This window comes from Microvirga sp. ACRRW (genome assembly GCF_022346925.1).
Taxonomy (GTDB): domain Bacteria; phylum Pseudomonadota; class Alphaproteobacteria; order Rhizobiales; family Beijerinckiaceae; genus Microvirga.
This window is the reverse complement of record NZ_JAKRNJ010000006.1, coordinates 217,542-230,475: the sequence shown is the minus strand read 5'-3', so window position 1 is coordinate 230,475 and position 12,934 is coordinate 217,542. Positions and strand designations below refer to the sequence as shown.

Here is a 12,934-nt window from a genome sequence, read left to right as displayed (position 1 = left end):
CACTCCTGGGTTAAGGATCAGCGGGATGCGACGGCTTGGACGAGGCTGTCGCGGGTGAGGCAGGTGGTACCGGTGAGCTTGAGGATGCCGTCGTCGATCAGGTTCACCACGGCCATGAACCCGAGGGCGTCATTGCGGGTGGCGGAGAGCAGCGCCGAGATCGGAGCCGCTCCGGTAAGGGTTTCGGCGAGCGGGCGGATCGACGCGATAGCCGCCTCGTTACGCAGGCGGCGGGCCCGTAGGATCAGGCGGGCGGTAGCCACCCGGTCGGGCGTGACGCTGTCGCTGGAGATCAGCACGAAGCGGTGGGCAAGTGTGCCTCTGTGTTGGGCACGGATCTGGCCGAGCACCCAACGGATGCGGCTGCTCTCGACCTTGCTGGCGGGCTTGATCGTGACCGCGGTCCGGGTCTCGTCCTCGTGATCGATTATGTAGTCGAGGTAGTGCTTGTGCGGCACACCCTTCCCGTCGCGGTAGGTCACAAGCACCTGATCGTGGATCGCGCGGATGTCTTTCCTGAAGGCTTGCACAAGACACAGGACCTTTTCCTCGAGCAGGCTCTCGAAGCGGACCTGGCGGTTCGCCGCGGTATCGAGGACGGCACCGCGGAAGGAGGCGATCGACTTGAGAGGAATCTTGCGCTCGGATTTGCTGGGCTCAGGCGGAACCCAGAGCTTGCCAGCGCGCCGGGACCAAGTTGGCTCAGGCAGGATGTCTGGGCGGCGGAAGGACTGGGGAAGGCGGGGTAGATTGGGCTTGCTCATGGCAAAGTTCTCCTGTGCTCCGGAACGGTTGTCCGAAGGGATGATGGTGGGATGTGATGGGCGCGGACTGCGCGGCTGCGTCAGATCAGGCCGCTATTCGGCGGGGAGCGCGTCCGCGTGTCGGGACAGAAGCATCCGCAATGGCATCGGCATTTCGCATGCCTGTGCCTTGAGGATCAGGCGCACATCTGCGGCCCGGGTGCGGGTGATAGACCAGGCTATCCGTTGCAGTCCGTGTGATGGAGCCACAGTCTGCGGCCGTGGGAGCTTGAGTTGAACCGACAACGGTAGCTCGATCGGCAATCTGCCTGATCAATGCGCGCAGACGTGATCTGTGGTTTGTAGAAGGATGCAAGTTTGGTTTCATGGAGCACCTGTAAATTCGAAAGGGTTCAGGTGACCGGACATCCATGAGGCACGAAAATTCGCCGGCTGACTTGCGATCCGCAAGCACGTGTGGCAGAGTGCCTTCATTGGATTATCTGATCCAAATTTGTCGCCGCTCCTGCCTCCAAGCTAAAAGCGGCGATCGAGAATTAAGGCGCATTAGATCCTCGCGGATTTGGTGCGCCTTTTTTGTTTACGGCCAGTGCATGGCAATTCTCCTGACATTTGGAATCAATGGGATCCCCAAAGATTGATTCCTCGAAATCCCGATCGATACAAGTAGTGATTCGGTTGATAGGCGTCATATCTGGTTAATAAATCGTTAACATGCAGAGCTTGATCTGTTGATTTTCTCCGTTGTTATGGGATGTCGTCCACATTTGTTGAATTCTTGAATGAATTCTTTGCTACAAATACTCAATCCTTTGGCGCGATTATTGACAGTAAGGATTCAATATTATTGCGCAGACGAAGAAATCCTTATTGTACAAGGGTCGCAAAGGTCATTCGATTGCTTTTCGTGATGTTCGGGTGAATCCTTTGCGTGTCTGCATCACGAGGCACTTAATCGCCTGGCTTGAAAGAATTCGCTCAGCCAGGAGCCTGTCGGTGACCGCATCAAGTGCGTCACTATTTTCTCGAAGCAAAGTTCGTGCGCGCTGGAGGAGCTGCCGAAGTTCCTTCTCAATGACTCTGCGCAAGCTCGAATCGAGCAGCAGTGCGTGCTCGGCGTTTTCCGGCTTTCCGATTGGCGCGAGTGTCTCGCCGAGTCCAGCAGCGCCATGGACAAGGAATAACAACCGGGTCGCGGTGGAAAGATCAGTCGTTGATCCCGTACTCGCCGCAGAGAAGCAGAGCTCCTCGGCAGCATAGCCCGAGAGAAGCATCGTAACCGCATCCTCAATTGAGGCTCGCGTCATCAAGCTTCCATCCGTGAGGAGCATTCTCGTATGCCCGTCGGCGGACCCGAGTCGGGTCAAGGAGGCATGGCTCACCATGTCCGGCATGAGAATGGTTGCGACGACGGCATGCCCAGCTTCATGAACCGCAATCACGCGATCCAATTCGGCGGAACGGCCTGAGGATGTCGGCGCCAGCGCCTCGGTCAAATCGCTGAGCCGCAGAGGTCGATCCGCCATCCGGGCGAGTGCGCGCGCCTTTTTCACGAGGCCCATCAGCTCGGCACCCGTTGCGCCTACGGCGAGTTGCGCGATCGGGCCAAGGTCGTGTTCGGAAAGATCCGCGCCGAGGTGCTGGCGCAAGATGCCGGCGATAGACGGTATGTCCGGGTGGTCAATCCTGATGACACGATCAAGGCGACCGGGCCGGAGCAAAGCTGGATCGAGCGCCTCAGCGTGATTTGTTGCCGAAACGATAATGAGCTTCTCGTTCTCAGCAGAGACTGCGGAGTCTAGCAGGGTGAGCATGTGGGTGACAACAGGGAGCCAAAAACTCTTTCCACGCTCATTCAGCCTAGCTCTGCTTGGCAAAGCGTCGATTTCATCGAGGAAGAGGATGGCGGGAGCCTTCTCACGTGCCTCGGCGAAGACTTTGTCGATCGCCCGCAAGACGCCATCGAGATAGCCTGAGCTTGTCGTGAACCAACTGGCGACGGAGGAGGCGACGAGTGGCAGGTTGGCTGATCGTGCGAGACTGCGCACGAAGCTCGTCTTGCCGAGTCCGGGTTCCGAGGTCAGCACAACCCGTGCTGAGAGAGCGGTAAAGGGAAGGCGGCCCTCGCGGAACGCTGCAAGGTCGTCAAGCAGTTCCAAGCCCCATGTTTTAGCCTCACCATAGCCGTAGAGATCTTGAAGATGCGGTGTGGAAGGATCCTGCCCATGCTTCGTCCGCAACGGTTGCCCAACAGGGAGCTGCTTCGAAGCGCGAACGGCTTGCAGGCGTCGGACAATTTCCGCGGGCTTGAGGCCGGGCCGAAATATCATCGCGATTTCATTGAAATCGAGGTCTTTGCAAAGGTCGTCGGTGAGATTGGACGACACTCTGATCGGTTCAGATTCTGAACTCAATGACCTCATGAGCTTGCGTATCGTTTTGGACGATGGTGGCGCGAGGGTGATCTCGACATCTGCGATTGTCGCCAATGCGGCATTGAGATTTATCTTTGCATCATCGCATAAAATGACGAAACAACGTCCCTCCGCCAGAGCACTAGCTGCCTGCATCTTGAACCAACGCAGATCCCTACCTCGTGCATTTTCGCCATCGAGGACGATCGGCGGCCGCGAGAAGGGGAGACAGCCTTTGAAAGCGTCCTCAACCGCATCAGCCCATGTGTCATCGGGCAGGTGGACGAGAATGACGAGGGCTTCCCGTTCAAGACGGGTTTTGAAACCGCGAGGGAGGGAGGGCTCCAAGCATGTGAGAGCGATGACTGTGCGGCGAGACTTGGGTGAATCTTTTGCAAGCTGCATCGGCGCGATGTTGCCGAGTTCGTCTGTAAACATGCTCATGAGCGACCTCCTACGGGAATCCCGGGGAGGGCCAATCGATAGAAGCGCGAGTAGGTCCGTGCCCAGCCCGCGGAGGGATCGATGGCAAAAAGCCCCGACGTGACGATCTGTGTCGTGCCAAGGAGCGGATGGTCTATTCCGAAACCCTGAAGGCAGATCTGAGGACGACTGGTGAATGACCAGTGTGTGAGGATCGGTGCGGTTGCAAGTTCATCCTCGGTAGGGCCGTGCCCATTCTGAATGGCAGCGATATCCGCTTTCAGATTATTAAGTTTTTCGAGCAGTGCTGTGGCGTTGCCGCCGAAATAGCCAGTCTTCATTATCGTTCTCCAGGCAAAAAGGTATGGTTGGCGCGCTATGTGCGCCGACGGATTCCGAGGCCATGAAGGTTCGTGCGATTAGGTGATGCGCCTAATGCGGCGAACAACGCTTTCTGGCGTCACGGGCTGTGACGTATCCACCGCTAAGAGCCCCTCGCAGGCGAGTGCCAGGATCGCATCGATTGGGTCTTCCGGTCCCCGCACGACATTGCTGAGATCGATCAACGATAGGCCGTCGCACGATTTCGAGAGCGCATGAAGAATGCGGACTCGATTGCCCGGGGACACGAGGGTTTTCCGACAGGCCCATACCATTCGCGCAATGGAGCAGCGCGGTTCAGCCAAAACCTGTTCTCTGGCGATAAGTACGGTCGGCAAATCATCGAGCGGACTTGGAAAGGCGTCCGACGGCTCTGGCGGTGTGTCGATGAAACCCACGATCAAGCGAGTACCGTCTCGCCGTGCGATGACGGCCGACCGGACTATCTCGGGTAGATTTTGGATCGGGACGGGGAGGGGCTCGATGAGAGTGACGCTTGAATCGAGCGTCAACTGCACAAGTGCGTCTCTTATAAACCGAGCTGTGTAGAGAATGGGCCGGGTCGTCTTGAATGAGATGAAGCCCGTACAGCCGGGAAGGGGAAAGTTGGCGGTATTGATGCTGGTAGCGGGAGAGGCAAGTATGGACATGACGCATACACTGATCGGCCCCTCCCAGCCCAGAGTGCTACACGAAGACCGCTGGAGGTGGCGGCCTCGAAGGCGCCGCAGCGCCTATGGTGGCTTGCACGATTTCAGGGTTCATAGCTGTCTTGGTCGGGTGAGCCGTTCGCTAGCTCTGTACTCTATAGAGGTCATCTTTGGCGCCGTGAGTCAAGTGCCACGGCATATCCATAGTGAGTAGGAAGATATCCATCAGCAGTCGCGACGCTTACCTATCGGTCATCTGCACAGTAGCTTTGGTCGTCGAAATTCTGACAGCGAGCCGCGAGCGTGTCCCCTTGCACAAATGAAGGAATCGACGTTCATTTAAAGGATTGAATCCTCATTAGAGCGGAAGCTGTTGGCTCAATGGCCGATAATTCGAATGTCTCGCCTCACAGAGCGCTTCTCGGGAGAAACGTGAAGGCGTTACGAACCATGCGGGGCCTCGGACAGGAAAGCCTTGCCATGCAGCTAGGAATGAGCCGCGCGTACCTGTCTTCGATCGAACGAGGTGAAAAGGCAGCGACAATCGATACGATTGCAAGACTTGCAGAAGGTCTCGACGTGACGATCGCTCGTTTGTTGGAGGAGGTTCCGACCGATGAAAAGGGCAAGCGGAAAGGGAAGAATTGACTACGCTTCCAGGCGGTTCGGTGTCTTTGTCGCCGAGCGTAGTATTCCTAACTAGCAATGCATTGACGTCAGGTTATTAAACTCTAGGGGAATTTTGAACGGTGTCTCTCGTCCGGCGCTAACCACTTTTCGATAAAGTCCAACGGATCTACACCCTCCATCATCTCCCTAGCGAGCGTCAGACGCTCCTCTAGGCGCTGCCGACGCTCGTTATTCGTACTCTTCAGGCGCTCTTCTGCATCGGCGAAGAAGCGCTCGACGATAACTGCTCTTCCCCACCTCTCGATAATTTCCGCAAGCTGTTGACGGCTATCGGTAAGAGCTTGAGCCGTCTTGCGGGCGTCCTCCTGTCTTTCATAGCGCTCCCACTGTTCTTCCCACTCTTTTTTCCTCTTCACCTCCGCCGCATCCTCGGCGTCCATGAGGCGTCGCAGATTGTTCTTGGAGGCCCTCAACGTCTCGACAATTCTTGGGATCAACGTGCCAAGCAACTGCTGCTCCGTTTCCTGCCAGCTGACAGACCAATCAACGCCTTTTTTTGGGGAGTAGGCAACGATCCGGAAGCGCCCGCAGGGTATATCCTGCTCTGTTGTCCAGGAGTGCGTCAGCTGCCAAGCTCTGGCCGAACGTATGAGGGCGATGTCCTCCCGATGGTAATCACCGTTGAAGTATCGCATGGTCACTCGCTCGGTCATCTCCGTGAGAGCGAGGCCAATTGGTACCGTGCCGATATAGAAGACAGTCGGTCGGTCCGGGGCCCAGATGTGTCCTGAGCTGTATCGGCCGTATCTGCGATCTTTTCGCTCCACCTCTTGCTCCCTAACATGGATGCGATGCAGATTCTCGGCAGCCTGAGCGATGTGAACCCGATATCCTTGCTCGGCGAGCGCCAGGTATAGGTCGTTAGCGATTGAGAGTGCGCGCAGCAACGCTGTTTCTGATGAAATCAGATCCGGCAGGATTCTCTTGTAAGGCCTGAGGAATTCGCCGTTTTCAACGTCCCGTGTTTTTCGAAAATGTTCTTCGACACCAAAAAGCACCGGGTGACGTGCCGGACGATGGGCTTTCGCGATGGGCCTTGTCTTGCGCGAGAAGCCTTCTTCTGGCGTTCGCTTTTTTCGCGGCTTAGCGACTGATGGTATTACTTCAATGGCTTCATCAGGCCCCTCTGGCAGTGGAGGTAGCTCTGCCGGAAGTCCGAGGGACTTGCGGGTCCAGTACCCCGATCCGGGGTAAGGAACCTGATAGCGTTTGCAGATAGCCGCCAGCGCCGTACCGGAAACTCCGAGCTCCGGTGCGACTTTACTGAGAGGTTGGTGGCAAACCCGGTTATAAAGCTCAAGGCGTGTCATCTGCATAACGAAAGGTCTCACCTCAATCATGACCTATATTGCACTGCCGGACCGCTCGGGATTCCAAACTTCGATATCGGTACAATTTTGCCGCCAACGGCATCCGATGATGCAGCTCCCGAGTATAGGTACAAACGCCTCCACTGGGTAGTTCGTAACATATTGATCTTACAGGTTTATGGAGCAGATCGACACAATCCTTCGTGGGCAACTCATCGAGAATCTGGTCCTGAATTTCCCATCCTCGCGGGGTACGGCAATTCAAGGCAACAAATCACTGAGATTGAACCCTTATTTGTATGCTCGCGATCGCAGTGAGGTTACGCATCGCAGGGAGTAAGCGGACCTACATAGGCAGCAGCGAACTTCTGCTTATGACCGCAATCTGACCTTCGCTGGCTAAGATCTTGAAGCATCACGCCAGTACAGACCTCGTAGGTGAAAGGGCAGTTCAATGCTCTAAGTCGGCGCTTGCGGCGTTGATTTCGATGATGTTGCGATCGGGATCGAGAATGTAGATTTGCGGGTATCCAACACGTATAGAGACACTGATGCCCATCGGATCATCAGGACCCGTGTCCTCGCGATACCCCTTGGCTCGGAGCGCTTCCAGAGCCTGTGCATAGCTGGCAACCCGAATGGCAAAGTGGATGTCGTTTGTATCCATCCCTTTCGGGCTCCGGAATGTTGCCTTAGGATCACCCACAACGAGGTGTAATTCCTGGCGATTATCCACTTGGAACCACGCCCCGGCCACAGGCAAGCTAGGTCGCGATATCTCTGTCAATCCGAGGACCTCCACGTAGAAGCGACGGGAGCGCTCCAGGTCGGCACATGGGAGAGCCACATGATGAAGGCCGTCAATCTCCAGGATCCTCTCCTGGCTGCATCCCCTGAGTGCACATTGAGCAAGTGCTGGAACGTCACCAGGCCACTATGATGAGGCTGAGATCATCGTGGCAACCCGTCTTGGGAGGTAGCGGTCGAGTTCGCAGTTCAGCTTGGGCGGGCTCGTCCGGCCTCAGCCGACATTCGTGAAGAGAAGGGGCAGTGGCGACTGACCTGTTGCAAACCTTAGTGCCAGTCATGTGCTGAGGGCGTTTGGATGAATTACGAGAGTTAACGGCCGAAAGAAGCGTCCTCTACCCGGTAACGGAGCCGGGCCATACTGCCATCCGACGTTTCTCTGATGAGATGGCGATGCGACTGGCGTCCAGCCGGCCGCTTATCTGGCTGTCCCAAATACTTGAAAATGCGCGGCACCCCGGCCAGCCCATTGATGACCGGATACATGAGATTGCAGATCTTACCGAGCAGTCCGGCTTTCAAGAACGTGCCATTGTACCGCCGCCCTCGAGGCGGAATGTCTTACGCCGAAACTTGCTGCATGCGCTTCAATGGCGCCGTGTCGGTCATGTCCATCCGGACGCGCGAATAGGTAGGAGACGCTATAGTCACTCAACTCGGCCAGGGAGGCATCCGTCACCAACTCTCCAAGGATCGTTACGATGTAGTCGCCGGCGGCATCGTCCCTGCCGTAGCGGAGCCGGTCACGCGGGTCGAGGCGTAACCAACCAAAATCGCAGTGAATAAGATCTGGAATCGTGTTCTCTGTGCCTCCCACCTTGCCCAGGATCAAGATCGCGTAGTGGAGTCGAGAGCATGGATTTGCCGGAACGAACCGTGGAGACAGCACTGGTCGAGCAAGTTACATCCGATGGGACTAGGAACCTGCTCTATTCTCTTTCGGCCCGGAAACTGCTGTCGATGGCTCCCGATGAGTGGGGACACATTCGCGACAGAGCATCCGAGCACAGGCTTGACCCTGTGCGGGGTCTAAGCATCAGGTGTCTCCAGTGCGGCGAACCGCTATTCATCGGCACACGGCGGCGCGGGGCTCGCAACTTGCCGCTCTTTTCCCATCATGCGAACGCCAAGGCCCCCTGCCTCTGGAATACCGGACAGCGCCTGTCGCCCGATCAGCTGCGGGCGCTGCAATATGATGGGCATCAGGAATCCGAACTGCACGCCCGCCTGTGCCGTGTCCTCGAGAGCGCAGCAAAGGCCGATCCGCGCTACATCGGTAGTGCGATCAATAACTATCGGAAACCGGAAACACACGGGCGGGGCCGCTATCCCGACGTACTCGTCCAATGGTCTCACCGTTCCGAGACAGCCTTCGAGGTTCAGCTTTCACGAACCCAGCAGCCCGAAGTTGCGGGGCGAGAGATCCATTACGGTGCGGAAGGGGTCAGCTTGATCTGGGTGCTGCACGGGCTCGATCTCGATGCCGATCAGTTGCCACAATCCTTCGAGGACATCATCCGTCGCCACAGGGGCAATGCATTCGTCATGGATCAAGCCGCACTTGAGGCTTCGAACGAGCTGGGTACTATCGTGTTGTCGTGCCATCTCAGGCGGAACGACGGCGGGTTTGAACCACCCAAGCTGGTGACTTTGGACGGGTTGACATACCCCGAGCACGGTCTACCGTTCCTGGAGGATAGGATCTCAGCGCCGCTGCTAGAGCGCTCCAAGGCAGTACGGAGACGCTGGCACAAGGTGCTCAGCCGATTTCCAGACGGAGAGTGGCGCCGGATGAGGCGCGTTCCAGATGGACTGAAAGGGGAAGTCGAGGACTGGAAACAACGCTACGGTCCTATGTCGACCTCCCGGGACGACGAGAGCGAATTCTTCCTGTGCGTTCTCGTTGCTTTTGCGCTTTCTATTGCCGCGCATGCGGCAAACCCTGGCACCCGGGTGAGCTACGTCACCAAGCCGGTGCCGACGGCGCATCTCATCAACCTGATCATGCAGCGCGAGAATTTGGGCATGCACCAATACGCCCTGATTATTCGGTATCTCATCGACAATACGCGTCTGAGCCAAGTACTCCCGAAATCCGTCGACGAGCATCTAGAGCGTGCGTTTGCGGTGATGGAAGGAAACCTGTGCCTGGCACACGAAGCGGAGTGGGCTGTCCTCGCTGACGTCATACCGGAGGTCTTTGATATGAGGATCAGGGAACAGATGACGTATCTGGGGTGCCTGCCAGATTGGGTCCGGCCGCTTGCGGACGATCCCGAAGTCTCCGAATTGCAGCAGGAGACCCCATAGTTTGAATGGTTTAAGAACCGCTTGCATTGGCCGCCATCGCCTCCAGTAGGAAGCATAGCGACCAAGAAGCGATCATTCTCTCTGGCCTAGGTTGCCTAAGGCGCGTGCCAACTCATGGTGGGGCCAAAAATCCTTCACATCGCGGTATCTGTCGTGACCCGTACCGGTTCCGTTCTCTGGTCGGAGATTCCGCAACATGCGATGAATGATTCAACAGTTCGGTAAGACTGCCTAGCGGCTCAGCCGCCGGTCGCAGGAGTTGAGGGGCACATGACTAGCTTTCCGCGGGGTTCTGAATGGCGGCGCTGGGATCTTCACGTCCATACTCCTGGTACGGCCCTCAACGATCAATTCGGGCCTAGAGGATGGGAAGCCTACCTGGAAGCGATAGAAGGCCAGACCGAAGTCAGGGTGATTGGGGTCACAGACTACCTGACCGTTGGGAACTACTCCGTCATGCGGCGCTACAAGGAGCAGGGTAGGCTCCGGAACATCGAACTCCTCGTGCCCAACATAGAATTTCGGCTTGCTCCGCAGACCACGAGCGGGCAGTCCCTCAATGCGCATTTGTTGATATCACCCGAAGAACCTGATCATGAGGATCGGATCGAACGCGCATTCCGCGCTCTGAGATTCCAGTTCAACGGAGAAAACTATTCTTGCACGCCCGATGACCTGGAGCGGCTCGGACGCCACTTCAATCCCCAGCTTGCCGAACGTCACACGGCATTCAAGGAAGGTGTAAACCAGTTCAAAATCGACGCCAGCTTATTCTTCGGTTGGCTCGATGCTGAGGAGTGGCTTCGGTCGAACTCGCTTTTGGTCATGGCAGGAGGCCGCGATGGACTCAGCGGTCTCCCATACAATGGGGGATGGGCCGCTGCGCGGATGCAGATTTCCAGCCGATGCCACGCAATCTTCACATCGAATGCAGGCGACCGTTCGTTCTGGTTAGGCGGGACCGGGAATGAGATAGACCTTGAAACCATGAGAAGGTGCAACGGACCAAAACCGTGCCTTCATGGCTCCGACGCACATGCGCTTGTGACGCTATTCGAACCCGACGGCCGTCGCTATTGCTGGATCAAAGCGGATCCGACCTTTGAAGGATTGAGACAGGTCCTGCACGAGCCGGCGGAGCGGGTCGTCATCGACGCAGAACATCCCGCCAGGCACATCGATTCCCAGGTCATCGATAGCATCTCAATCGAGAGCGATGGCAGCGGGGGGTGGTTCGAGCCGGCCGTCTTGCCACTCAATGCTGGCCTTGTCGCAATTATCGGAGCCCGAGGATCGGGCAAATCTGCTCTGGCTGAACTCGTCGCGTGTGCAACGGGAAGCTGGCAGGGCGACGAGGGAAAGTCCTTCCTTGAGAGGGCTGGCAACTACTTGGACGGGGTTAGCGTTCGCCTTCGGTGGCGTAACGGTGAGGAGACGGTTGTCTCGCCGTCCGATCCCGGGGGAGACGAGCGTGCTCGTTATCTCTCGCAACGATTTGTAGAACGGCTGTGCTCAGAGGATTACGACGGTCGTGAGCTTGTTGGTGAAATCGAGAGGGTCATCTTCAATTTCACTCCGGTAGGAGATCGATTCGGCTCATCCTCGTTTTCCAGTCTACGAGATCGTCTCACGGCCTCCTTGCGCAATGAGCGAAGCCGGTTGCGTGGGGACATGGCGCGCCTCATTGACGAACTCGTACAACTCAAGGTGCGCCATGACACACTCCCCTCCAAGCGCGAGGAGCTTGCCGGCTGCCAAAAGCGGCGGGACGATTTGAGGGCGGAGGTGGTAAGCATCGCCACAGGCGATGCGGCCGCGTTCGCGGAGGATCTGGCCGCCCGGGAACAAGAGCTGTCGCAGCTTCAGGCTCAAGCGGCTGGCATTCGCGAAAAGCTTCTGACTGCCGATGATCTCATGGTCCGTATCGAAGCTTTCAAAGCCGACGCGGAGGGATTCTTCGGCGAGATCGAGTCGATGTTGGATACCCTTGGTATCCTTGGGCTCGAACGGGAGGCCTTCCGCCCGCGGTTTGGTCCCACAGTCGATGTAGCAATCGAACGGCATCGTGAGGCTCTTCAGACAGATTGGAATACAGTCCAGGGGGATGACTTCGCTTACCCAGGAACCATACGCGGTGCACAACGGCTGCTAGACGAGGTCAAGCGTCGTGCTTCCGAAGACCGCGTCCTGCGGGATAGGATCCAAGCGCTTCAAGCGCAGATCACGAGAGAAGAGGAGCACGCTGCACGCTTGGGAGACGAAATCGCTCACGTCGAGGGCCCGGAGGCGAACCGCCGTTCGGCGATCCGGTCCGAAATGAAGGCCGCTTACGTCGCCTTCTTCGACACGTTGACGAGAGAGCAAGCGATCCTGGAGGACTTGTACGCGCCAGTGAGGACGGAGTTCGAGGAACTTAATGCGGCAGAACGTCCGATCGATTTCTCGATCCGGTGGCATACCAGCATCGACGATTGGCTTGAGAATTTCCACGCTCTAATCGATGGACGCCGGCACTCCGCTCTGCCGGTCTCATTGGACGAACTGGAGAAGTTCGCCAAGACAGAATTAGCTCCAGCGTGGTCAGGAGGAAACAGAATCGCCGTCGAGGCAGCGTTCGATGCGCTCGCTTCGATGTTCGATGTTGAGTCGAAGTCACCGTCGTACTTGAGGCCGTCGGTACAGCCCACGATGTTGCTCGAGTGGATGTTCGAATTGGATCATACATCGCTGCGCTATGGTCTGAAATACAACGGCACAGACTTAGAAAAGCTCTCACCCGGGACAAAGGGAATTGTCCTGCTTATCCTTTATCTTGTTATGGACCGGGATGACCGCCGCCCCTTAATTGTGGACCAGCCAGAGGAAAATCTCGATAACGACTCGATTTACAAGCTCCTCGTCCCTCATTTTCGGCACGCCAAGCGTGACCGTCAGATAATTCTCGTTACGCATAATCCCAACCTGGTCGTTAACACTGACGCCGAGCAGGTTGTGGTTGCCGACTGTCAGAAGCAAGCTGGCTTGCCCCGGATAAGGTATAGCTCCGGTGCTCTTGAAGATAATGGTCCGCAAGGGATTCGGGATAGGGTGTGCGCAATTCTTGAGGGTGGTGCAAGAGCCTTCCGGCAAAGAGAACGGAGGTACGATATCTCCGAACAACTATCCCGGTAACAGCTAACTGCTGA

9 protein-coding genes are annotated in these 12,934 nt (G+C 56.9%); 3 read left to right on the top strand and 6 right to left on the bottom strand.

Features of this window, described 5'->3' with window-relative positions; all coding sequences use genetic code 11:
• Positions 1-17: 17 nt before the first annotated feature.
• The 4 genes from MHY87_RS15290 to MHY87_RS15275 form a co-directional block, all read right to left on the bottom strand.
• Positions 18-764, bottom strand: a complete 747-nt coding sequence (locus MHY87_RS15290) for a hypothetical protein (RefSeq protein ID WP_239353188.1) — start codon at positions 762-764, stop codon at positions 18-20.
• An 890-nt stretch (positions 765-1,654) separates the two neighbouring features.
• On the bottom strand, positions 1,655-3,622 hold the full coding sequence (locus tag MHY87_RS15285) for an AAA family ATPase (protein WP_239353186.1): 1,968 nt from the start codon (positions 3,620-3,622) through the stop codon (positions 1,655-1,657).
• Positions 3,619-3,942, bottom strand: a complete 324-nt coding sequence (locus MHY87_RS15280) for a DUF6634 family protein (RefSeq protein WP_239353184.1) — start codon at positions 3,940-3,942, stop codon at positions 3,619-3,621. Before MHY87_RS15280 ends, MHY87_RS15285 begins: the two co-directional genes overlap by 4 nt.
• Before the next feature lie 78 nt (positions 3,943-4,020).
• A complete protein-coding gene (locus MHY87_RS15275; protein WP_239353182.1) occupies positions 4,021-4,500 on the bottom strand; it encodes a hypothetical protein in 480 nt (159 codons plus the stop codon).
• Positions 4,501-5,013: 513 nt separating this feature from the next.
• On the opposite strand from MHY87_RS15275, the gene MHY87_RS15270 reads away from it, so the two are divergent.
• Positions 5,014-5,280 (top strand): helix-turn-helix domain-containing protein, encoded by a 267-nt coding sequence (locus MHY87_RS15270; protein WP_239353180.1) that lies wholly within the window; start codon positions 5,014-5,016, stop codon positions 5,278-5,280.
• 83 nt (positions 5,281-5,363) lie between these two features.
• Here the strand turns inward: MHY87_RS15270 and MHY87_RS15265 are convergent, their stop codons facing one another.
• Complete coding sequence (locus MHY87_RS15265) at positions 5,364-6,638, bottom strand: hypothetical protein (protein WP_239353178.1); 1,275 nt, start codon at positions 6,636-6,638, stop codon at positions 5,364-5,366.
• Positions 6,639-7,083: 445 nt separating this feature from the next.
• Positions 7,084-7,479, bottom strand: a complete 396-nt coding sequence (locus MHY87_RS15260) for a VOC family protein (protein ID WP_370644950.1) — start codon at positions 7,477-7,479, stop codon at positions 7,084-7,086.
• An 815-nt stretch (positions 7,480-8,294) separates the two neighbouring features.
• On the opposite strand from MHY87_RS15260, the gene MHY87_RS15255 reads away from it, so the two are divergent.
• Entirely contained in the window at positions 8,295-9,749 is a 1,455-nt protein-coding gene (locus MHY87_RS15255; RefSeq protein WP_239353175.1) for a hypothetical protein, read from the top strand.
• A gap of 270 nt (positions 9,750-10,019) precedes the next feature.
• The gene (locus tag MHY87_RS15250) at positions 10,020-12,920 is read left to right on the top strand and encodes a TrlF family AAA-like ATPase (protein ID WP_239353173.1); all 2,901 of its coding nucleotides are present in this window, start codon (positions 10,020-10,022) and stop codon (positions 12,918-12,920) included.
• Positions 12,921-12,934 lie beyond the last annotated feature (14 nt).